Below are 22962 nucleotides of genomic sequence, written 5' to 3' on the forward strand. Positions count from 1 at the left end.
ACCCGGCCCGGGTCGCGATCATCGCGGCCCGGGCCGGGGCGTTTCCGGGGGAGGCCCGGTGACCGGGCCTGACATGCGGAGGTGCACCGAATCCTCAACGCACATGTGCGTGTCGCGCTACGTTTGGTGGAGTGCGGGTGACGCCGACCACCCGTAGGTTCGGTACGCGCACTTCCAGGTTCGAGGTGGCCAGATGAATCCACAGGCGCGCCCGGGGGGCACCGGGGGCGACTCGACGCGAGCCGAGTCCGCCACCGAGGGGTTCGTGCCCATGAGCATCACCGATGAACTCGAGGCCATGGGGCTGGGCGAGGCCGAGGAGATCGGGCGGGGCGGGTTCGGCATCGTATTCCGTTGTGCGCAAAGGGCACTGGACCGCATCGTGGCGGTGAAGGTGCTGTCCTCGGAGATCGACGAGGAGAGCCGGGAGCGGTTCCTGCGCGAGGAACAGGCCATGGGGCGGCTGTCCGGGCATCCGAATATCGTCGACATCCTGCAGGTGGACGTGACCCCGACGGGGCGGCCGTTCATTGTCATGCAGTACGCCACGCACGGGTCGCTGGAACGGCTGGTCCGCGAGAACGGCCCGTTGACCTGGTCGGATTCCCTGCGGGTCGGGGTGAAGCTGGCGGGCGCCATCGAGACCGCGCATCGCGTGCAGGTGCTGCACCGGGATGTGAAGCCGGCGAACGTGCTGTTGAGCCGGTACGGGGAGCCGCAGCTCACCGATTTCGGAATCGCCCGCATCCCAGGGGGTTTCCGCACTTCCACCAGCATGATCACCGGGTCCCCGGCATTCACGGCCCCCGAAGTGCTCAAGGGCGAGGAACCGACCGTCCGCTCGGATGTATACGGTCTCGGATCCACATTGTTCGCATTACTGACCGGTCACGCCGCCTATGAACGGCAGGCGGGAGAGAAGGTCGTCGCGCAGTTCCTGCGCATCACCAGTCAACCGCTGCCGGATCTGCGGGAGCTGGAGATACCGGCCGACGTGGCCGCGGCCATCGAGGCCGCCATGTCCCCGGATCCGGAGAAGCGGCCCGGATCGGCGGTGGAATTCGGGGACATGCTGCGCGCCATCCAATCCGAGCACGGTCAGGTGCCCGATGAGATGGCCCTGCTGGACGGGGACGGGAGCGCCGGGGACGGCCCGGATCCCGGTGCGACCCAGCACTATTCGCGACAGCGCACCGGCACCGTGGTGACCGCGCCGCGCAATCGCTCACTGAGCCTGCGGCCGTCCGGCCCGGCGGCGAGCGGAATCTTCCCGGCAATGGGCGGCACCGGGACGACATTGCCGCCCACGGCCATGACGAAATTCCGGCCGCCGCGACCGGCGCGGGAACCGGTGCTGCGCCCGCGGCTGCTGGAACCGCTGCGCGCCGGGGGGCGGCGACGGCTCGCGGTCGTCCACGGTCCGGCGGGCTTCGGCAAGAGCACCCTGGCCGCGCAGTGGTGCGCCGAGCTCACCGATCGCGGTATCCCGGTGGCCTGGATCGGCATCGACCGCGGCGACGACAACGAGGTGTGGCTGCTCGCGCACATCATCGCCGCCATCCGCAAGGTCCGCCCGGACCTCGGGGCCGGACTGGAGCAGGTGCTCGAGGAGCGGCCCGCCGAGGCGGTGTCCTACGCGGTGACCGCGCTCATCGACGAGGTGCACGCCAGTGGTTCGGCCGTCGTGGTGATGGTGGACGACTGGCATCGCGTCACCGACGCCGGGGCGCACCGGGTGCTGGAGTCGCTGCTCGACAGCGGCTGCCACCATTTGCGTTTCGTGATCACCAGCCGGGAGCGCGCCGGGCTGCCGCTCAACCGCATGCAGGTGGCCGACGAACTGGTCGAGATCGGGTCCGGGCAGTTGCGTCTCACCGAGGAGGAGACGCGGCAGATTCTGGTGGACCGCACCGGGCTCGAGCTCACCGACCGGCAGGTCGAGCAGATCCACACCGCCACCGACGGCTGGCCGGCGGCCATTCAATTCGCGAGCCTGTCGCTGCGCGCCGCGGACCAGGATCCGGATCAGCTCATCGCCCGATTGTCCGGGGACAACAAGGCCATTCGCGACTATCTCGCCGAGAACGTGCTCGATTCCCTGGAACCGCGCATGCTCGAATTCCTCACCGCCATCGCGGTGCCCGAGCGGGTGAGCGCCTCCCTCGCCGAGGCGCTCACCGGTGCGGCCGATGCCGCCGAACTGCTGGAGCAGGCCGAACAGCGGGAGTTGTTCGTGCACCGGATCGCCGAGGATTCCGGCGTCTACCGCATGCAGCCCATGGTGGCCGAGCATCTGCGCGCCCGCCTGGAGCGCGCCCAGCCGGGTCAGGTGAAGGCGTTGCACCGCAAGGCTTCCCGCTGGTACGCCGAACATCAGATGCTGCGCCAGTCGGTGGATCACGCCCTGGCCGCCACCGACTTCAAGTTCGCCCTGGACCTGGTCGAGAGCGGCGGCATGGACCTGATCGACCGTTCCCGTCTGGCGACGCTGTTCGCGACGGTGTCGAAACTGCCCGTGCAGCAGGTGGCCTCGCGTTCGAAGCTGCTCATGGCGCTGGCCCGGGCCAATGTGACCCTGCAGCAGTCGGGTGCGGCCCGCACCGCGCTGGGCCGGTTGTCGAATATGCTGGCCCGCAGCGCACCGAATGATGCGGAGGCGGTGCAGCAGCGCTGTCAGGCCGCCGTGCTCGCCGCCGCCGACCAGGTGGCCCGCGATCGCACCGAGGGCGTCATGGAACGCCTCACCGACTGCCTGGCGCTGGCCGACGACCTGCCCGCCTGGACGGTGTCCACGGCCGCGAATCTCGCATCCTTCGTGCGCCTGTGCGAATTCGACTTCGAGGGCGCGCGCACGATGCAGGAGTGGGCCGCGCCGTACCATGCCCGCTCCGCCGACCCGCTCGGCGCGGTCTTCGGCCTCTGCGGCCAAGGGGACGCCGCCTACGAGCAACTCGATATCACCACCGCCACACAGTTTTTCGAACAGGCCTGGCAGACCGCCCGGGATCGTTCCGGTCCGCGCTCGCACGCGGTGCGGGTGGCGGGGGCGCTGCTGGGCGAGGTGGCCTATCGCCGCGGGGATCTCGACGGCGCGCAGCGCCTGCTCGACCAGTCCCACGAGCTCGTCCCGCGCGTCGGTCCGGTTGATTTCCTGGTCACCATCTTCGCCACCGGCGCGCGCGTCAAGGCCGTGCTGGGGGATATGGAGACCGCCACCGCCCGGCTCGACGAGGGTGCGCGAATCGCGGTGGACCGCAAGCTGCCTCGCCTGGCCGCGCATATTCGCGCCGAGCGTTTCCGGCTCGGCCTGCCCGCCGATGCGCTCACCGCGGGCCTGGTCACCGATCCGCCGATCCGCCCCGTCCGCCATCTCACCGGCGCCGCGGTCCTCACCGCCGAGGCCGAGGAGATCGCCACCATTCGCGCGCTGCTGGCCCGCCACTACCGTGGCGACGACCGCTCGCTCACCGATGAGCTGGCTCCGCTCGGCACCGACGACACGGTAGTCAAGCGGGCGCGCGCCCTGCACGGCCGCACCCGTGAGAAACGCCGTCCCCGAGCGGAACTGGACTCGGCGCTGCTGCTGGCCGAATGCCTCTCGGCCGCCGGCTGGATGGGCGAGGCCATCGCCGTGCTCAGCCCGGTGGTGATCCGGTGCGCCGAACTCGGCTGGCCGCGACCGCTAGTGGACGCGGGCCCGGGCGTGCAGGGCATCCTGCGCACCCTGCGCACGGACATGCCCCTGGTCACCGGCAATGCCGAGGGCCAGGAGCTACCGCGGGCGTTCCTGGATTCGCTGTTGTGAGCCGGTCAGGCGTTCCACCACGGGCGCAGCGGTACGGTCCACGCCTTGTCCGCGCCCAGCTTGACGCCCAGCACCTGATGTAGCTGAACGACATTGGTCTCGAAGCCGAGCTGGCAGCCGGCCATGTAGAGGCCCCACACCTTGGCGGTGCCCTCGCCCACCTCGGCGACGGCGGCGTCCCAGTTCTCGACCAGGTTGTCGCACCATTCGGCGAGGGTGAGCGCGTAGTGCCGGCGGAGGTCCTCTTCGTGCAGGACTTCCAGGCCCACGTTCTGGATCTCGGAGATGATGCGGCCGGAGCCGGCCAGTTCGCCGTCGGGGAAGACGTAGCGGTCGATGAAATCCCCGGCCTTGCTGGTGGCCTTGTTGTCGGGCCGGGTGATCGAATGGTTGAGGAACAGGCCGCCGTCGCGCAGCTTGGACTTCATGAACTCGAAGTAGGCCGGGTAGTTGTGCACCCCGATGTGCTCGGTGAGGCCGATGGAGGAGACGGCGTCGAAACCGCTCTCCTGGACATCGCGGTAATCGGAGTGGCGGACCTCGGCCAGCTCGGACAGGCCCTCCTCGGCAATCTTGGCCTGCGCCCATTCGGCCTGTTCGGCCGATAGTGTCGCGCCGATGACCTTGACACCGCGCTTGGCGGCGTAGCGCACCATGCCGCCCCAGCCGCAGCCGATATCGAGCAGCCGGTCGCCGGCCTTCAGGTTCAGCTTCTCGAAGACCAGCCGGTACTTGTTCTCCTGCGCCTGCTCGAGGGTCCAGTTCTCGTCCCCGTACACCGCGCAGGTGTAGGTCATGGACGGGCCCAGCACGTACTCGTAGAAGGTGTTGGAGACGTCGTAGTGGTGGTGGATGGCCTCGGCGTCGCGAGTCTTGGAGTGCCGCAGGCCTTCCAGCGCGATCCGGCGCCAGCGCGGCAGCGTCTCCTGCGGCGGCGGGGCGATCGGCTTGAGCAGCTCCCAGCCCAGCGAGCGCGCGATGACGACCAATTGCAGGGCGGTGGGGCGGTGGAACTTCAGTTGGCCCAGGGCCTTCAGCAGCTCGTACGGGTCGCCCGGGTGCACGCCGTGCGCCTTCATATCGCCGGCGATATAGGCGCGGGCCATGCCCAGATCACCGGGCGCGGTGGCGATGTAGTTGACGCCGCGCGGATTGATGATCTCCAGGCCGAATTCCGAGTCGGCCGGGCCGGTGGTGCTGCCGTCGTACGCGGTGAAGCGAATCGGCATCGGCCCGTCTATGAGGGTCTCGAAGATCTCGGCAATGCTGAGCTTGCTCCCGAGCTCGGCGAAAACGTCGGAACGGTCCTTGAACGTGGTCACTTGCGTTGCACCGCCTTCGAATACAGATCCAGTAAACGATGATCCGGGTCGTAGTGCTGCTTGAGCTTGGCATAGGTGTCGCCGCCGTAATACAGCGCGGCGAACTCGTCTTTGTCGTAGTAGGAATCCGAGTACAGCGATTTGTGCCCGTCGAGGGCGGACACCTCGCTTTCGATGGCGCGATTGGCCGCGCCCTCGGGCTGCCCGGCCACGGTCGGCACCGCCGACCAGAAGCCGACGTTCACGTAGGTGCGATCCGGTTCGAGGGGGTACAGCGGCCACGGCCGCTCGCCGTCGCCGGTGTCGCGCAATCGCAACGGGCACAACCAGATCGGCTCGATCGGGATCTCCCGCAGGAACCAGTGCAGGAAGTCGGCGGTGCGCTCGATGGGCACCTCGATGTCCTGCACCACCCGCTCGCGGGGCGGATTGCCCTGGCGGGCCTCCAGCTTGTCGCCGATGTGGTACTTGTGATCGAGGGCGATGAGCTTCCAGTAGAAGCTGCTGCGCCGGTATTGCCTGGGCCAGAAGCGGCGGATCCGCGGATTCTGCGCGCCGAAGGCGCGCGAGCACCAGAACCAGTCGGTATCCCATCGCCACAGGTAATCGCTGATGGTCAGCCGATCGCGCTTCGGTTCCGCGCCGTCGTGCTGGATGGACCGGTAGAAGATGTCCATGCCGGTGTAGTCGCTGACCGGCCCGGGTTCCTCGGTCTGGCGTCCGAGCACCAGATAGCTCTCGGCGGCGGTGAACACCACGCCGTCGAGATAGTCGACCTGCTCGCCGGCATACGAGCGGTCCGCGATGATCTGCGCCATGGTCGTCTCCAGGTCCCGCAGCTCATGAAACCGCAAGTGCCGCAGCGCCACAAACGGTTTCACCGTTTCCAGCTCGATCTTCAGGCGGGTGGAGTAGCCGAGCGTCCCGTAGGAGTTCGGGAAACCTCGGAACAGATCGGCGTGCGGGCCGTCCGGGGTGGCGGTGATGATCTCGCCGGACCCGGTCAACACGTCGATCTCCAGCACGGATTCGTGTGGCAGGCCATTGCGGAAGGAGGTCGACTCGATGCCGAGCCCGGTCACCGCGCCGCCCAGGGTGATGGTCTTGAGCTGCGGCACCACCAGCGGCGCCAGCCCGTAGGCCAGGGTGGTGGCGACCAGATCCTCGTAGGTGGTCATGCCCGCCACCTCGGCGGTGCGCGCCTGCGGATCCACCGCGATGACCTTGTCCAGACCGGAGACGTCCAGGCCGGGGGCGGTGTTCTTGGCGCGTGCCCGGAACAGATTGGAGGTCTTCTTGGCCAGCCGGACATTCGCGTCCGGCGGGATCGCACGGTAGGACGCCAGCAGTCTTTCGACCCCGGCGCGGTGCGCGGCAAAACCTGATTCCTGTGCGGCCGGTGCGCGGCCGGCCTTCCCCAACAGACTCACTGCCACCCTCGGAACGCTAGCGTGCACCGCCGGGTGCGGCCAGTAGGAAGACACCGGCGGGGCGGTTTTTCACGCACAGTTTGCATGTGCGCCTGCGGAACTACCTGCCATATCCGAGGCTATTCCCGATCCCGCGGTGATCATTCTTACTTAAGCTAACGATACTGTGGCGGATATCCCGGCTGCGGCTGAACCGGCTGCGCGTATCCCGGATGCGGGGCGGCGTATCCGGGCGGGGGACCGTACTGCGGCGGCGCGGCATAGCCTTGCGGTGCACCGTAATTCGGGGGATACCCGGGCTGCGGATAGGGTTGGGGATAGGGCTGCGGGTAGGGCTGGTTCGGCTGGAAGGGCGGTGGCGTGCCGGGGCCCGAGCCGTTGCCGCCGCCGGAGGACCGCTTGAACTCGCCGGCCAGCATGACCGCGCCGCCCACGGCGAGCAACCCGCCGATGCCGAAGAGGATCCACGGCGTCCAGCCATTGCTCTCCTTCTGCTCGTCGTAGCTGCGCTCGGTGGTCTTCCCCTTGCGGGTGGTGGTGCAGGTGTCGCCGGGATGCATCTCCCGGTTGCCGCACATGACCTTCCCGTCGCCGGAGTCGCCGAGCGTGACGACACCGCCGATCAACAGGGCACATCCGATGACGATGGCAGCGAGATACGACACCACGTTCTTGACGCGGCGCACGGTGTGCATGCTGGAACGATTCCCCTCGATGAAAACCGGGTACCGAAAGCCCGGGTACTACAGACGAAAACCAGTCGCGCTGGGTTGCGGCGTAGCATAACCGGGCGGCACCAGGGCCGGGGAATCAATAAGGAGCACATGGTGGGACAGGTCAGCGCCTCCAGTTCGATCGTCGTGACGGCAGATCCGAAGCGGACCCTCGACGCGATCGCGGACTACGAGTCGGTGCGCCCGCGCATCCTCTCGCCGCACTACCGTGACTACAAGGTGGTCGAGGGCGGCGTGGGCGCCGGCACCGTCGCCGAGTGGACGCTGCAGGCCACCGAGAAGCGCGTCCGCAATGTGCGCGCCGCGGTCTCCGTCTCGGATTCCATGGTGACCGAACGCGATTCGAACTCCTCCATGGTCACCACCTGGACCGTGACCCCGTCCGGCACCGGCGCACTGGTCACTGTGCGCACCAGCTGGAAGGGCGCGGGCGGCATCGGCGGCATCTTCGAGGGCATCTTCGCCCCCCTCGGCCTGAAGAAGATCCAGGCCGAGGTGCTGGAGAACCTGAAGAAGGAACTGGCTTAGAGATTCCGGTACTCGGCGGGCGGAACTAGGCCGCCGCGATATCGAACAGATTGCCCTCCGGGTCGGCCATGGTCGTCCATTGCATGCCGTACTCGTCGAAATCGGCGATGTGCTTGGCGCCGAGCGCGATCGCGCGGTCGATCCGGGCGGGCAGATCGTCGGCGCTCAGGTCGAGGTGCACGACGTTCTTCCCGGGCGTCTTGTCCGGGACGCGGGTGAACATGAGCAGCGGCGCCGCGCCCGCGCTGCGGCCGACGGTGGCGAACTCGGCATTCGCCTCCGGATCGACCGGAAGCTCCAGCAGTCGCGCCCAGAATTCGGCGAGCTCGGCGGCGTTCGCACAGTCGAAGGTGATGTTGGCGATGGTGACGGCCATGGTGATGTCCTTTCAGAGCCGGCCGATGGGCCAGCAGATCTCGGTGACGAATTCGGCGGGCTCGACCTCACCGGGCCCGGCCAGATAGCGCTCGCGAATGGGTTCGGCGAGCGCGGTGTCGTGTTCGGCCACATGGCTGCCCAAGGCCCCGTAGGTGCGGTCGAAATCGATGAACGGACCGTGGTGCACGGCGATGGCGAAGCGGCGGGCGGGCAGTTCGAGCACCGTGCCGTGGGCGGCGGCGCGGCCGGTGTCGGCCGGGGCGAGGGGCACGAAGGCCACCACCTCGCCCTTGTCCTGCTCGAAGAACTCGAGCGCGTAGGTGGCGCCGCCGGGGCCGCCGGGCTGCACGCCCGCGGTCTCCAGGGCCTGATACAGCGTGCCGAAGGCGCTGTCGCACCAGGCGTCGATCTCCTCCCGCGCCACCACCTCGGCAATCGCCAAGGCGGGATGGCTTGGAATGGAACGGTATTCGACCTGAACCCGGACCGGGCTGGGCGGCAGCAGCAGGGTGCGCAGCGAGGCCACCACATCGCGGGTGCGCAGGAGCTCGGCCTCCATGCGATCCAGATGGGTGCGCAGGGCGGCGTCGCGCGTCTCCCGATCCGGCGCGGCCAGCACCTCCCGGATCTCGGGCACCGGCATGTTCAGGTCGCGCAACCGCCGGATGAGGTGCGCCTGCTCCACCTGCTCGGTCGAATAGAACCGGTAACCCGAGCTGGGATCGACTTCCGCCGGCTCCAGCAGATCGATCTCGTGGTAGTAGCGCAGCGCCTTCACACTGAGGTGACTGAGCCGGGAGAACTCACCGATCGGAACGGTTGCTGTCATGCCCTCAGCGAACACTCTCCCACCGGGGGAGAGTCAAGTACCGCGAGTCCGCGACTAGGCTGGGGACGAATCAGTTCCCCGCAGAGAGGACACCCCGTGCAGCCCGGTGGAGAGTTCGACATCCAGCAGTTGATGGCCCAGGCGCAGCAGATGCAGCAGGCCGTGATGGCCGCGCAGCAGGAGATCGCGGAGTCCGAGGTGGAGGGCGAGGCGGGCGGCGGCCTGGTGCGCGCCAAGATTCGCGCCACCGGCGAGGTGCTGTCGCTGACCATCGACCCGAAGATCGTCGATCCCGAGGATGTCGACACCCTGCAGGATCTGGTCATCGGCGCGCTCAACGACGCCATGAACAATGCGCAGAACCTGGCCGCGGAACGCCTGGGCCCGCTGGCCGGCGGGTTCGGCGGCGCCGGCGGCGCGCTGCCCGGCTTCTGATCGGGGCCGGCGCAGGTGTACGAGGGTCCCGTTCAGGATCTCATCGACGAGCTGGGCAAACTGCCCGGCGTCGGTCCGAAGAGCGCGCAGCGCATCGCCTTTCATCTGCTCGGCGTCGAACCGCCGGAGATCGACCGCCTGCAGGCGGCCCTGCAGAAGGTGCGCGACGGCGTGCGGTTCTGCGCCGTCTGCGGCACGGTCTCCGATGGTGAGCTCTGCCGCATCTGCGCCGATCCGCGCCGCGACCGCACCATGATCTGCGTGGTCGAGGAACCCAAGGACGTGCAGGCCATCGAGCGCACCCGCGAATTCCGCGGCCGCTACCACGTGCTCGGCGGCGCCCTCGACCCGCTCTCCGGCATCGGCCCCGACCAGCTCCGCATCCGCGAACTGCTGACCCGCATCGGCAATCAGGACGACGGGGTGGACGTCACCGAGGTCATCATCGCCACCGACCCGAACACCGAGGGCGAGGCGACGGCGACCTATCTGGTCCGCATGCTGCGCGATTTCCCCGGCCTGTCGGTGACCCGACTGGCTTCCGGTCTACCCATGGGCGGTGATCTCGAATTCGCCGACGAGCTGACCCTGGGTCGAGCGCTGTCCGGACGTCGCGCGCTCTGACGGTGTTCGCCGGGCCGGGGATCTCGGGCCGTGGGGGTTTCAGGGGGAACCCCTGAGAGTCCTACGAGAGTTGTTCTAGGTCCAGTAGGGCGGGGCCGGCATGGCCGCGGGCTGCGGGCACGGAATGTGCTGGCTGTTGCGGGGAATGTCGGCCCCCGCCCCGGTGGCGTGCAGGGCAACCGCCACGGCGAGGGTGGCTGCGACACCGGCGAGAATCGCCAGGCTTTTTCGCAATCGCGGGGTACCGATCTTCGGGCGGAGCTTCATCGGTGCACTCCTCGCTCGCAGTGAGTTACGAGAACAAGCCGTGTTGCGCCGTGCGGAATAACCGAAAGGCTAGCGTTCCTGCACCCGCGCAGCCTTTACCCCGAGGGTGCTCGAGCCCGAATCGAAATGCGCCTGTTATGTCCCCGCCGCGCGAATTCAGAAGGTGAGGCGCTGCCAGGGCAGCGTGTCGAAGCGCGACCGATCCCCGGTGGTCCATTCCCAGATGAGGTCCGCGACCAGTGCCGGATCATTCAAGGCGACGGTGAAATGCCGGTCCGCCGACCCGTCCCGGTATTCCAGGTCGTAATGCCCGTCATCGTGCCGATAGGTCTGGATATAGACCTCGCCGCCGCGATCCACGATCAGATACGGCCCCGGCTGCCCCAGCTCCGGAACCCAGTGGCGCACGAGTGCTTGTGTGAGATAAGGGAATTCGCCCGCACCGCCGTGCGATACCGCGACCGGCACGTGCCCGGCCGGATCGATCAGCCACGCCAGCTGCGGGTCGTACACCGCGTATCCGCGCGGCGTCGCCAGCTCGAACAGCAGATTCCGCACGAACCCCACGGCATCGATCGGACCGGACACGAACAGGGCCGCGCCGACCGCGCTCTCGGCGGCGGCGCTCTCGAGGAAGTTGTCCTCCTCGGGCAGCTCGCCATTGCGCTTGTCGAGTTCGGCGGCCATCTCCGCCACCGCGGGCGAGGCCGGTTTCCCGTCCTGTGTCGCCAGATACGCGTCGACCGCCGCGGAGGTGGCGGCGGCGCCGGAGGGCAGCAGAACGTGGTCGTAGCTCACCCGGCCAGGCTAGTGGCAGGCGAGCCGGGCATTGCCGCCAGCCCGCGGGGGGCGGGCCTAACCTGCCAGGCTCTGCGGTCCCGCGTCCATGACGACCTCGGCTTCCAGGCATTCGCAGCCGCCGGCCACTTCGGAGCAGTCGGCCACGAATACATGGCGTATCCGGTCGAGATCCTCGCAGTGCCAGTCGGTGCATTCGGCAGCGCCGTCGGCGTGCGCGATCAACGTCCCGTGGCAGTGATCGAGGGCCGATTCACAGAGCGAGCAGGTGCTCATGAAGCTCCTCCAATCGTCTCTACGAGTTCCTATCACTCGGGTGCGACAACTGTGGGAGGTCACCGCGTGTCGTCCGAACTGTCGGGAATCCGCCCGCGTGTCCGGGGTCTGGCGTGGTGAACTTAAGAATGGGCGTCAAAGTGTCCCTGGAACATCGCACGACCTACACCTTCGACCGCCCGGTGCGGATCCATCCCCATGTGGTGCGGCTGCGACCGGCGCCGCACACCCGCACCGCCATCGAGGCGTATTCCCTGCGGGTGACGCCCGCCGCGCACTGGGTGAACTGGCAGCAGGACGCCTTCGGGAATTTCCTTGCGCGCCTTGTCTTCAACGAACCGGCGCGGGAGATGTCGGTGCTGGTGGGGCTGATCGCGGATATGGATGTGATCAACCCGTTCGATTTCTTCGTCGAGGAGTACGCCGAACATTTCCCGTTCGACTATCCGCCGCAGCTGGCCGCCGATCTGGAACCGTATCTGCGGCCGGTGGACGAGGGCGAACCGGGTTCCGGCCCAGGGAAATCCGTGCGCGATTGGGTGCGCGCCCACCCGCCCCTGCCGGGTGCGCACATCTTCGACTTCCTGGTCTCGGTCAATCAGGCCCTGCACCGCGATGTCGGCTACACCATCCGGATGGAACCCGGTGTGCAGACGCCCGGCCACACGCTGCGCGCCGCGCTGGGATCCTGCCGGGATTCGGCCTGGCTGCTGGTCTCCATCCTGCGCGCGTACGGGCTGGCCGCGCGCTTCGTCTCCGGCTACCTCATCCAGCTGGCCCAGGACGTGCCCTCCCTGGACGGGCCGTCCGGCCCGCCCGCCGATTTCACCGATCTGCACGCCTGGACCGAGGTCTACGTTCCCGGCGCGGGCTGGATGGGCCTGGACCCCACCTCCGGTCTGTTCGCGGGCGAGGGCCACATCCCGCTCGCCGCCACTCCGCACCCGGTGTCCTCCGCCCCCATCACCGGCGCCACCGACCCGGTCCGCGCCACCCTGGATTTCTCCAATACCGTCCGCCGCATCCACGAGGATCCCCGAGTCACCCGCCCCTACACCGAAACCCAGTGGGACCGCATCACCGCCGTCGGCGCGGCCGTCGACACCCGCACCGAAGCCGCCGACATCGGCCTGACCGTAGGCGGCGAACCCACCTTCGTCTCCATCGACGACCAGACCGCCCCGGAATGGACCACCGCCGCCGACGGCCCGCACAAGCGCGAACGCGCCGCCGACCTGGCCCAGCGCCTGCGCCGCCTCTACGCCCCCCACGGCCTGATCCAATACCGCCAGGGCAAGTGGTATCCGGGAGAACCCTTGCCCCGCTGGGACATCGCCCTGCTCTGGCGCGCCGACAACCAGCCCCTGTGGCGCCACCCCGACCTCCTCATCGACCCGTGGCTCCCGCCGCCGCATCCGGAACAGGCGCACCGGGATACGGCCGCCACCTCACGACGGATCTCTGATTCGGAGCCGGATGATCCGCTGCCACGAGTGATCGGCGATGAATTCCGCTTGTACGCGGCGATTCCGGACGCCGGAGATTCAGTGGGCATTCCCGATGGAGATGGCCGAATCAGCCACTCGGATGCCGGTGCCGGTGCCGGTGCCGGTGCCGCGGTCGCGGTGGCAGGTGCGGACCCGCAACAGCTTTCGCGGCCGACCGGTCCGTTGCCCGGTCGGGTCGGGCAGGGCGGGTTCGTCGACGACCATGGCGCCGAACGTGCTGCCCGCTCGCCCAGCGTGCCGGGCGGCGGCGCGGCGGTGACGCCGGACGATGAAGAGTGGGGTGCGGACCCGCAGCGGCGGTTACGGGCGGGAGCGGAGTGGACTGATTCGCCGCTGCCATGGCGCGCCGAGCCGTCGGCCGCGCGGGCGGTCATTGCGCATGTCGCGGCCGGTCTCGGGCTGCCCGGCACGCAGGTGCGGGCGGCGTATGAGGATCCGTTGTTGCGTATGGCCGCGAAAGCCCATGCGCCCGAAGGGGAACCGGTGGAATCCCCGGACGATCTCGTGCCGGAGGAGGATTCGGCGCAGGCGCGCAAGGACCTGCTGGCGCGGTGGGATGCGGCGGTGACCGAGCCCGCCGCCTATGTGCTGTCGCTGTATCGGCGGTCGGACGAATCCGGGTGGGCCAGCGCCGATTGGCGGTTGCGGCGGGGCCGGATCATGTTGACGGAAGGGGATTCTCCCGCGGGTCTGCGATTGCCGCTGGGTGCGATCTCCTGGCAGTCGCCGCCGCCGCGACCGGAGGTCGATCCCTTCGCGCCGCCGCGGCCGATGCGGGCCGATGAACCGGTCGCGGTGGTGGAGACCGCGGATCGGGCGCCGACCACCGCGCTGGTGGCAGAGGTGCGGGACGGGCGGCTGTTCGTGTTCCTGCCGCCGGTGGCGGAGCCGAACGCGTTCTTCGATCTGGTGCGGCGGGTGGAGGCGGCGGTGGCGGCGGTCGGGCAGCCGGTGGTGCTGGAAGGGTATGGGCCGCCGGTGGATTCGCGGTTGCGGACCTTGTCGATCACGCCGGATCCGGGGGTGATCGAGGTGAATGTGCAGCCGACCGGGTCGTTCGCCGAGCAGGCCGGGTTGCTGGAGAACCTGTACGAGCAGGCGCGGTTGGCGCGGTTGAGTACGGAGTCCTTCGATGTGGACGGGACGCACAGCGGGACCGGGGGCGGGAATCACATCACGCTGGGCGGGCGGACGCCGGCGCGGTCGCCCTTGCTGCGGCGGCCGGATCTGCTGGTGTCCCTGTTGCGGTATTGGCAGCGGCATCCGGCGTTGTCGTATCTGTTCTCCGGGCGGTTCATCGGCCCGACCTCGCAGGCGCCGCGGGTGGACGAGGGACGCGAGGATGCCCTGTACGAGTTGGAGATCGCGTTCGCGGAGATCGCCAGGCTCAGTGGTGACGGCGCGGGGGTCGCACCGTGGCTGGTGGACCGGGCGCTGCGGCATCTGCTCACCGATCTCACCGGCAATACCCATCGCGCCGAGTTCTGTGTGGACAAGTTGTTCAGCCCGGAATCCGCGCGCGGGCGGCTGGGACTGGTGGAATTGCGCGGGTTCGAGATGCCGCCGCACCACCGCATGGCCATGGTGCAGTCGCTGCTGGTGCGCGCGCTGGTGCTGCGGTTCTGGGAGCGGCCCTGCACCGCGCCGCTCATCCGGCACGGCGCGAATCTGCACGGCCGGTATCTGCTGCCGCATTTCCTGCTGGCCGATATCGCCGAGGTCGCCGCCGATCTGCGCGCGCACGGTATCGAATTCGATATCAGCTGGCTCGATCCGTTCGCCGAGTTCCGTTTTCCGCGGGTGGGCACGGTGGTACTAGGTGATATGGAAGTCGAAGTGCGCGGGGCCATCGAGCCCTGGAACACCCTCGGTGAGCAGACCACCGCCTCCGGGACCGCGCGATATGTGGATTCCTCGGTGGAGCGCCTGCAGGTGCGGGTGGTGGGCGCCGATCGCGGCCGGTATGCGCTGACCTGCAATGGTTTCCCGATTCCGCTGCTGTCCACCGGGAAGGCGGATGTGCAGGTGGCGGGCGTGCGCTATCGGGCGTGGCAGCCGCCGAATTCCCTGCATCCCTCGCTCACGGTGGACGCGCCACTGGTTTTCGATGTGGTCGACTTGGAGACCGGTCTGTCGCGCGGCGGCTGCACCTATCACGTCTCGCATCCCGGCGGCCGCTTCTATGCGGGACCCCCGGTGAACGCGGTCGAGGCGCAATCCCGCCGCAATCGCCGTTTCGAACCTTTCGGACATACGCCGGGACCGGTCGATATCGCGGCGCTACGTGCCAAAATGGCCGTACAGGCCACCGATATCGGCGCACCCGGAATCCTCGACCTCCGCCGGGCCCGGACCGTGTGGGGCGTGGCCGGCGACCGGTAGGCCTACCCGGGGAAGTGGTAGCGGTGACACTGCTCGATGCGACGCCACCGGGTGAGCCCGCGCCCGGACCACCCGACTGGTGGTCCGATCCCGCGGCCCGGCCCGATATCGCCGAGGTCTTCGCGAAATACCGTGCCGCCGCGGCCGAAACCGGCGCCTTCGACGCGTGCGGGCTGCCGACCGGCGGCTACTACGACGAACTCGTCGACCGCCGCGGCCGCCTGCGCCCCATGTGGGCCGAGCTCTCCGCCGACTTCCTCGACCAGGGCCGGGACGGACTGCATCGCATCGACGGCCGGGTGCGGCGGCTCATCGAGGACGACGGGATCACCTACACCGAGCTCAAGACCACCCCGGAGGAATCCGCGACGCCGTCGCCATGGCGGCTCGACCCCATCCCGCTGCTGATCTCCGCCGACGACTGGTCGGCGCTGGAAGCCGGTGTGGTGCAACGCTCCCGGCTGCTCGACGCCCTGCTCGCCGATCTCTACGGCCCGCGCCGCACCCTCACCGCCGGACTGCTGCCGCCCGCGGTCGTCTTCGCGCACAGCGGGTATGTGCGCGCCGCGCACGGCATTTCGCTGCCCGGCCGTCATCAGCTCTTCCTGCACGCCTGCGATATCAGCCGCTGGAGCGACGGCGGCTTCCGCGTGCTCGCCGATTGGGCGCAGGCCCCGTCGGGCATCGGTTATGCGGTGGCGGACCGGCGGGTGGTCTCGGCCGCCATCCCCGAGGCCTTCGAGCTGGCCGGTTCGCTACCGCTCACGCCCTTCGTGCGGGCCATGCGGCTGATGCTGGTGGAGGCCGCCCCGCGCGCGGCCGCCGAGGAACCCGTGGTGGTTGTCCTGAGCCCCGGCGTGCACTCCGAAACCGCGTTCGATCAGGCGTATTTGGCGTCGATCCTCGGTTTCCCGCTGGTGGAGAGCGCTGATCTGGTGGTGCGTGACGGGCGGCTGTGGATGCGCTCGCTCGGCACACTGAAACAGGTCGACGTGGTGTTACGCCGGGTGGACGCGGAATTCTCCGATCCGCTGGACCTGCGCCCGGATTCCCGGCTCGGGGTGGTGGGCCTGGTGGAGGTTTTGCGGCGCGGTGCGGTCACCGTGGTCAACACGCTCGGCAGCGGACTGCTGGAGAGTCCCGCGGTGGCCGCGTTCCTGCCGCGGCTGTCGCGACTGCTGCTCGACGAGGAGCTGAAACTGCCGGGTGCGGAGGCATATTGGGGTGGCGAGGAGGTCGAGCGCGGTCATCTGATCGCCAACCTGCACCGCCTGATCCTGCGCTCAGCAATCGATGACGCCACCGTGTTCGGCCCCCTCCTGTCCCGGACCCAGCTGGCCGAGTGGCGCGCCCGCATCGACGCCGAAGGCTGGAAATGGGTGGGCCAGCAGCCCGCCCGCTTCTCCGTCGCCCCGGCCGTCTCCGGATCGGGCGGACTGGCCGCGGCGCCGGTCGCGCTGCGACTGTTCGCTCTGGCCGGACGCGTCGGATATCGCGTGATGGCGGGTGGGCTCGGCCAGTTGCACCAGCGCAGCGGCTCGGACGGCATGATCGGCGAGGCGGCGGCCAAAGACGTCTGGGTGCAAGCCGCTCCCGCGCCCGTACCGGCCGTCGAGGTGCCCGAAGAACGTGAACGCCGGGTGGCCGTCGCCGCCTCCCGGGCGGGCGTCAGCTCACCGCGCGTCCTCAACGACCTGTTCTGGATGGGCCGGTATCGCGAACGCGCCGAGGGCGCCGTGCGGCTGCTGGCGGCAGTCCACGACCGGCATCAGGACTACCGGTACCGCCCGTGGATGGAAGGCGCAGAGGCGATGCCCATTCTGATGGCGACGCTGGGCCAGGTGACCGGGACCGCGCCGCCGGAGCCCAGAAGGACTGCCGCGCCGCAGGATTCCCCGGCCGCTCCGGCCCCGCAACAGCAGCGTGCGGGTGAACGGCAGGACCCTGTCCAGAGCCAGAGCCAGAGCCAGAGCCAGAGCCAGAGCCAGAGCCAGAGCCAGAGCCAGAGCCAGAGCCAGAGCCAGAGCCAGGGGCGCCGCGAATACTCCGACGAACCGACCGTTCCCATCGCATTGCCGGGAGCCTCGCGCCGGGACTATGACTACCTGGTTTCGCTGACCGTCGACCGGGAACTGCGGGGATCCCTGGCATTCGCGGTGGATCGATACGGGAAGGCGGGACGGGCCGTGCGCGATCGACTCTCGCCCGATACCTGGATGATCCTCAGCTCGGCGGACCGTGCGCTGTCGGAATATCGTGCGGCACACGGAGATCGGGGATCGGCGCTGTCCGCGGTGCATTCCCGGGTGCTGGCGGCGCTGCTGTCGCTGACCGGTATCGACGCCGAATCCACGGTGCGCGATACCGGCTGGCACGTGCAGGACATCGGCCGTCGCGTCGAACGCGGGCTGGCGCTGTGCGCCCTGCTGGACGCGGCGCTCATCGACGCCCATCCCCCCGAGGTGGGCCGGGTGGTGACCGAAGCCGTGCTGCAGGCGGCGGTCTCGTCGGTGAGTTACCGCCGCCGGCACGGGGATTCGATGCGGGTGTCCGCCATCGCGGGGCTGCTGCTCTTCGACGCGGGCAATCCGCGCTCGCTGGCCTATCAGCTGGAGCGCATGGAGGCGGACTTCCTTGCCCTGCCCGCCGCCACCGGCTCCTCCCGGCCGCAACGGCTGCTCACCGATGCCCAGCGCATGCTGCGCCGAATCGATCCGGCGGACTTGGAGGCGACCGACGACGACGGCAGGCGCGCCGACCTCGCCGAACTTCTCGACGGTGTGCACCTGCGCTTGCGCAAGATCTCCGAGTCCTTCGAGGCGACAAGGCTTTCGGTGCCGCGTGAGATGCAGCCACTGTGGGGCTCCACCCGGGTGGTGGGATGAGCGGCAAGCGCTATCGGGTACTGCACCGCACCGTCTACGTCTACTCGGATGCGGTCACCAGCTCATACGGGCGGGCCTATCTGACACCGCGCGAGTTTTCCGGACAAGCCCTGCGGGAACACGAGATTCGCGTCGATCCGGTGCCCTCGGACCGGTCGGTGGGGCTGGATGTCTACGGCAATACGACGCTGTACTTCCACGTGACCTCCGATCACCGCCGCCTGGAGGTGACGGGGGAGTCGGTCGTCGATGTCGAGCGTCCGGCCGCCGCATCTTCGTCCCCGCCCTGGGAGCAGGCCCGCCCGACCGCCGGCCATGGTCCCCTGGCAGTCGAATTCACCCTCGACCTGGCGCCGCCGGAGATCACCCCGGAGATCGCCGCCTATGCCGCGGAATCCTTCGAACCCGACCGCCCACTGCTCGACGCGGTGACCGAGCTCAACACCCGCATCCACGCCGACTTCACCTATGAATCGGGTTCCACCACCGTGAGCACTCGCGTCGCGGATGTCTTCGCAGCCCGCGAAGGGGTCTGCCAGGACTTTGCCCGCTTGGCCCTGGCCTGCCTGCGCTCGCGGGGATTGGCGGCGCGCTATGTCTCGGGATATCTCGCCACCGAACCGCCGCCGGGCACGGAACGCGTGGTCGGCGCGGACGCCACGCACGCCTGGGCGGCGGTGTGGCTGCCGGGCGAATCCGGCGGTCACTGGATCGGATTCGATCCCACCAATGATCAATTCGCCGACGAGCGCTATGTCACCCTCGCGTGGGGGCGTGACTATGCGGATGTGCCGCCGCTGCGGGGGATCATCTACACCGACGCGCAGGAGAGCACCATTACCGTCTCGGTCGACGTCGCACCCGTCGAGGTGTAGACGCTATGCGGGATTTCAACTGCCCTCAGTGCGGCCAGCGCCTGGCTTTCGAGAATTCGTTGTGCCTGGGCTGTGGCAGTCCGCTCGGCTTCAGTCTCGACGAGCGGGCGATCGTGGTGGTCGGCGCGGGGTCCCGGCTGTGTGACAACCAGCATGTGGCGCAGTGCAATTGGCTGGTTTCGAGCAATTGCGGGCCCACCTTGTGCGCATCCTGCCGCCTCACCCGCACCCGTCCGTCGGACTCCGACAGCGCGTCGCTGCCCGCCTACGGCGAGGCCGAGGCCGCCAAGCGCCGCCTGGTGCTGGAGCTCGCCGAACTCGGCCTGCCCCTGGTCGGCCGCGAGACCGATCCCGAGCACGGCCTGGCCTTCGACCTGCTGTCCAGCGCCGAGCGCGCGGTCACCACCGGGCACGAGAACGGCGTCGTCACACTCGATCTCGCCGAGGGCGACGACGTGCACCGCGAACAGCTCCGCGTCGAGATGGACGAGCCCTATCGCACGCTGCTCGGCCACTTCCGCCACGAGATCGGCCACTATTACTTCCCGGTCCTCGTCACCGCTGCCGCGGACCTGAACCGGTTCCGGGAACTCTTCGGCGACCCCGACACCGATTATCAGAAGGCACTGGATCGGCACTATGCCGAAGGCGCGCCGCCCGATTGGGAATCGGCCTACGTGTCGTCCTATGCCACCATGCATCCGGCCGAGGACTGGGCCGAGACCTTCGCCCACTACCTGCACATTCGCGACACCCTCGACACCGCGGCCGCTGTCGGTTTCGCCCCCTCGGGCGCCACCCTCGATCGGCCGCAGTCCGGACCGGCCGCCTTCGGCCGCATCATCGACCTCTGGCTCCCGCTGGCCTGGGCGCTGAACATGGTGAACCGCTCCATGGGCCACCACGATCTCTACCCGTTCGTGCTCGCCGATCCGGTGCTCGACAAGATGCGCTTCATCCACGACCTCTGCGCCGCGGACGAGCGCTGATCACGTGGTCAGCAGCCGCACGACGGCGATCAGGCCGACCACCACGATGACCCCGCGCAGCACGGCCGGGGGCATCCGCCGCCCCACGCGGGCCCCGATCTGACCGCCCGCGATCGAGCCGATGGCGATCAAAGCCGCTGCTTCCCAGGCGATATCGGCTATCGCGATGAAGATGGCCGCGGACAGCGCGTTCACCAGCAGCGCGAGGAAGTTCTTCACGCCATTGAGCCGCTGCAGCTCGTCGTGCACGAAGATGCCCAGCAGGCCGATCAGCAGCACGCCTTGGGCCGCACCGAAATAGCCGCCGTAGACACCGGTCCCGAAGACCGCCGCGAACAGCAGCGGTCCGCCGTGCTCGGGCAGCGCTCCGGCCTGCCGTTGCTTCACCCACGCCGACACGCGCGGCTGCACCACCACGAGCACCAGGGCGATGACGATCAGCACCGGCACGATCGCCTTGAACGCGCCCGCCGGCAGGGTCAGCAGCAGCACCGCCCCGAGCGCGCCGCCCAGCAGCGAGGCCGTGCCGAGCCGGATCAGCCGCGCCTGCTGCCCGGCCAGTTCGCGGCGGTAGCCGTACACGCCGCTGAGCCCGCCCGGCACCAGCCCGACGGTATTGGAGACATTCGCGGTCACCGGCGGATAGCCGAACGCCAGCAGCACCGGAAAAGTGATGAGCGTGCCCGAGCCCACGATCGTATTGATGCATCCGGCGGCGACGCCCGCGCCGAGCACCGCCACCGCTTCGATCCAAGTCATTGCAGAAATCCTTCGACGTCCCGTCGGACAGCGTCCGTACAAGCGTGCTTTGCTGCGGACGCTATAGGTAGGACGAATTCGTGTGGCGCCCGCCTCCCCCCGTTCCGGGGCGGTATTGCCGACCTGTAAACTCCGATCATCATGCAGCGGGCACTTCTTCTCCTCGGCCGCCGCGACGGGTTCTGATACGGACTGGCTCCCGTCGCGGGTGTTAGTCGTGCCGGTCTACCCCAACCCTGGGATCCAGCCACACTCTCGGAGATAAATCGCCATGTCACCCGCAGACGCCTTCGTATCCGGCCGCTCCATCACCGCGCCCGCCAAGCCGGCGCCGGCCGATCAGCCCGCCTGGAACAAGCAGAAGAACTCCTCCATGCCGGTGTTCCGATACCGGCCGTTCGCCGAGGAGGTCGAGCCGATCACGCTGCCCGACCGGACCTGGCCGGACAAGATCATCGATCGCGCCCCGTCCTGGTGTGCCGTGGATCTGCGCGACGGCAATCAGGCGCTCATCGATCCCATGAGCCCGGCCCGCAAGCGCCGCATGTTCGATCTGCTGGTGCGGATGGGCTACAAGGAGATCGAGGTCGGCTTCCCGTCCGCCTCGCAGACCGATTTCGACTTCGTGCGCGAGATCATCGAGGACGGCGCGATTCCGGCCGACGTCACCATCCAGGTGCTGACGCAGTGCCGTCCGGAACTGATCCAGCGCACCTTCGAGGCGTGCAATGGCGCGCCGAACGTGATCGTGCACTTCTACAACTCCACCTCGATCCTGCAGCGGCGCGTGGTGTTCCGCGCGGATCGCGACGCGGTGAAGAAGATCGCCACCGATGCCGCGAAGCTGTGCCTGGAGGTCGAGCAGCGCTACCCGGACACCAACTGGCGCTACGAGTACAGCCCGGAGTCCTACACCGGCACCGAGCTGGACTACGCCCGCGAGGTGTGCGACGCGGTCTCCGAGATCATCGCGCCGACGCCGGACAAGCCGCTGATCATCAACCTGCCCGCGACCGTGGAGATGGCGACCCCGAACGTCTACGCCGACTCCATCGAGTGGATGAGCCGCCATCTGGCCCGCCGCGACTCCATCGTGCTGTCGCTGCACCCGCACAATGACCGCGGCACCGCCGTGGCCGCCGCCGAGCTCGGCTACCAGGCCGGCGCGGACCGCATCGAGGGCTGCCTGTTCGGCAATGGCGAGCGCACCGGCAATGTCTGCCTGGTCACGCTGGGCATGAACATGTTCTCCCGCGGTATCGATCCGCAGATCGACTTCTCGAATATCGACGAGATCCGCCGCACCGTCGAATACTGCAACCAGCTGGCCGTGGCCGAGCGCCACCCCTACGGCGGCGACCTGGTCTACACCGCCTTCTCCGGCAGCCACCAGGACGCCATCAACAAGGGCCTGGACGCCATGAAGGCCGCCGCCGACGCCGCCGGCTCCGATGTCGACGACATCACCTGGGAGGTCCCGTACCTGCCCATCGACCCGAAGGACGTCGGCCGCACCTACGAGGCCGTCATCCGGGTGAACTCGCAGTCCGGCAAGGGCGGCGTCGCCTACATCATGAAGACCGATCACGGCCTGGTGCTGCCGCGCCGCCTGCAGATCGAGTTCTCGCAGGCGATCCAGCGGATCACCGACGGCGAGGGCGGCGAGGTCACCCCGAAGGAGATGTGGGACGTCTTCGCCGACGAATACCTGACCCCCATTCGCCCGCTGGAGCGCATCCGCCAGAAGGTCACCGCCTCCGAAACCGACGGCGGCGTCGACCACATCGAGGCCGTGGTCAAGGTCGACGGCGTCGAACAGGAAATCTCCGGCGAAGGCAATGGCCCCCTGGCCGCCTTCGTGGACGCGCTCTCCGCCATCGGCTACGACATCCGCATCCTGGACTACTCCGAACACGCCATGTCGGCGGGCGACGACGCCCAGGCCGCCTCCTACGTCGAATGCCAGGTCGGAGACAAGGTGACCTGGGGCGTCGGCATCGCCACCTCCATTACGACGGCCTCGCTGCGGGCCGTGGTCTCGGCCGTCAACCGGGCGGCCCGCACCCGCTGAAACCGAAGCCGATCAACAGCATTCGAGGAGCCCGCTCCGGCATCGCCGGGGCGGGTTCCGTCGTATT

Annotated in this window: 17 protein-coding genes and 2 pseudogenes; 10 read left to right on the forward strand and 9 right to left on the reverse strand. The window is 68.7% G+C overall.

Annotated features, from left to right (window positions below; all coding sequences use genetic code 11):
• Positions 1–271 precede the first annotated feature (271 nt).
• Complete coding sequence (locus ACFVIV_RS08405; RefSeq protein ID WP_379194118.1) at positions 272–3805, forward strand: protein kinase; 3534 nt, start codon at positions 272–274, stop codon at positions 3803–3805.
• Positions 3806–3810: 5 nt separating this feature from the next.
• Here ACFVIV_RS08405 and ACFVIV_RS08410 read toward each other — a convergent pair whose 3' ends face one another.
• The 3 genes from ACFVIV_RS08410 to ACFVIV_RS08420 all read right to left on the reverse strand — a co-directional run bounded on the left by ACFVIV_RS08410 (position 3811) and on the right by ACFVIV_RS08420 (position 7252).
• Entirely contained in the window at positions 3811–5127 is a 1317-nt protein-coding gene (locus tag ACFVIV_RS08410; RefSeq protein ID WP_379194119.1) for a class I SAM-dependent methyltransferase, read from the reverse strand.
• Entirely contained in the window at positions 5124–6557 is a 1434-nt protein-coding gene (locus ACFVIV_RS08415; RefSeq protein WP_379194215.1) for an FAD-binding oxidoreductase, read from the reverse strand. Before ACFVIV_RS08415 ends, ACFVIV_RS08410 begins: the two co-directional genes overlap by 4 nt.
• Positions 6558–6712: 155 nt before the next feature.
• Positions 6713–7252 carry a hypothetical protein gene (locus ACFVIV_RS08420; RefSeq protein ID WP_379194120.1) on the reverse strand — a complete coding sequence of 180 codons (540 nt, stop codon included), beginning with the start codon at positions 7250–7252 and terminating at the stop codon, positions 6713–6715.
• Positions 7253–7384: 132 nt separating this feature from the next.
• Here ACFVIV_RS08420 and ACFVIV_RS08425 point away from each other — a divergent pair, with 132 nt between their 5' ends.
• A complete protein-coding gene (locus ACFVIV_RS08425) occupies positions 7385–7819 on the forward strand; it encodes an SRPBCC family protein (protein WP_379194216.1) in 435 nt (144 codons plus the stop codon).
• 25 nt (positions 7820–7844) lie between these two features.
• On the opposite strand, the gene ACFVIV_RS08430 is transcribed toward ACFVIV_RS08425, so the two are convergent.
• Both ACFVIV_RS08430 and ACFVIV_RS08435 read right to left on the reverse strand, forming a co-directional pair.
• Positions 7845–8195: a VOC family protein gene (locus ACFVIV_RS08430; protein ID WP_379194121.1), complete on the reverse strand. Its 351-nt coding sequence runs from the start codon at positions 8193–8195 to the stop codon at positions 7845–7847.
• A 12-nt stretch (positions 8196–8207) separates the two neighbouring features.
• Positions 8208–9026: a MerR family transcriptional regulator gene (locus tag ACFVIV_RS08435; protein WP_379194122.1), complete on the reverse strand. Its 819-nt coding sequence runs from the start codon at positions 9024–9026 to the stop codon at positions 8208–8210.
• 96 nt (positions 9027–9122) lie between these two features.
• On the opposite strand from ACFVIV_RS08435, the gene ACFVIV_RS08440 reads away from it, so the two are divergent.
• Entirely contained in the window at positions 9123–9461 is a 339-nt protein-coding gene (locus ACFVIV_RS08440) for a YbaB/EbfC family nucleoid-associated protein (RefSeq protein WP_379194123.1), read from the forward strand.
• 15 nt (positions 9462–9476) lie between these two features.
• Positions 9477–10085: a recombination mediator RecR gene (recR, locus tag ACFVIV_RS08445; RefSeq protein WP_379194124.1), complete on the forward strand. Its 609-nt coding sequence runs from the start codon at positions 9477–9479 to the stop codon at positions 10083–10085.
• 75 nt (positions 10086–10160) lie between these two features.
• On the opposite strand, the gene ACFVIV_RS08450 is transcribed toward recR, so the two are convergent.
• The 3 genes from ACFVIV_RS08450 to ACFVIV_RS08460 all read right to left on the reverse strand — a co-directional run bounded on the left by ACFVIV_RS08450 (position 10161) and on the right by ACFVIV_RS08460 (position 11426).
• Entirely contained in the window at positions 10161–10352 is a 192-nt protein-coding gene (locus tag ACFVIV_RS08450) for a hypothetical protein (RefSeq protein ID WP_379194125.1), read from the reverse strand.
• Positions 10353–10508: 156 nt separating this feature from the next.
• The gene (locus ACFVIV_RS08455; protein ID WP_379194126.1) at positions 10509–11150 is read right to left on the reverse strand and encodes a hypothetical protein; all 642 of its coding nucleotides are present in this window, start codon (positions 11148–11150) and stop codon (positions 10509–10511) included.
• Positions 11151–11207: 57 nt separating this feature from the next.
• Positions 11208–11426: a hypothetical protein gene (locus ACFVIV_RS08460; protein ID WP_379194127.1), complete on the reverse strand. Its 219-nt coding sequence runs from the start codon at positions 11424–11426 to the stop codon at positions 11208–11210.
• 128 nt (positions 11427–11554) lie between these two features.
• Between ACFVIV_RS08460 and ACFVIV_RS08465 the strand changes: the two are divergent.
• The 5 genes and pseudogenes from ACFVIV_RS08465 to ACFVIV_RS08485 all read left to right on the forward strand — a co-directional run.
• Positions 11555–12778: pseudogene (locus tag ACFVIV_RS08465) on the forward strand (transglutaminase family protein); the annotation flags it as partial.
• A 375-nt stretch (positions 12779–13153) separates the two neighbouring features.
• A pseudogene (locus ACFVIV_RS08470) lies at positions 13154–15316 on the forward strand (transglutaminase family protein); the annotation flags it as partial.
• A 29-nt stretch (positions 15317–15345) separates the two neighbouring features.
• Entirely contained in the window at positions 15346–18201 is a 2856-nt protein-coding gene (locus ACFVIV_RS08475) for a circularly permuted type 2 ATP-grasp protein (RefSeq protein WP_379194217.1), read from the forward strand.
• Complete coding sequence (locus ACFVIV_RS08480; protein WP_379194128.1) at positions 18198–19076, forward strand: transglutaminase N-terminal domain-containing protein; 879 nt, start codon at positions 18198–18200, stop codon at positions 19074–19076. Before ACFVIV_RS08475 ends, ACFVIV_RS08480 begins: the two co-directional genes overlap by 4 nt.
• Before the next feature lie 5 nt (positions 19077–19081).
• Complete coding sequence (locus tag ACFVIV_RS08485; protein WP_379194129.1) at positions 19082–20065, forward strand: putative zinc-binding metallopeptidase; 984 nt, start codon at positions 19082–19084, stop codon at positions 20063–20065.
• On the opposite strand, the gene ACFVIV_RS08490 is transcribed toward ACFVIV_RS08485, so the two are convergent.
• A complete protein-coding gene (locus ACFVIV_RS08490; RefSeq protein WP_379194130.1) occupies positions 20066–20824 on the reverse strand; it encodes a sulfite exporter TauE/SafE family protein in 759 nt (252 codons plus the stop codon).
• A 271-nt stretch (positions 20825–21095) separates the two neighbouring features.
• Between ACFVIV_RS08490 and leuA the strand changes: the two genes are divergently transcribed.
• A complete protein-coding gene (gene leuA, locus ACFVIV_RS08495; protein WP_379194131.1) occupies positions 21096–22895 on the forward strand; it encodes a 2-isopropylmalate synthase in 1800 nt (599 codons plus the stop codon).
• Positions 22896–22962: the final 67 nt, after the last annotated feature.

Source organism: Nocardia sp. NPDC127526 (genome assembly GCF_042672265.1).
GTDB lineage: Bacteria > Actinomycetota > Actinomycetes > Mycobacteriales > Mycobacteriaceae > Nocardia.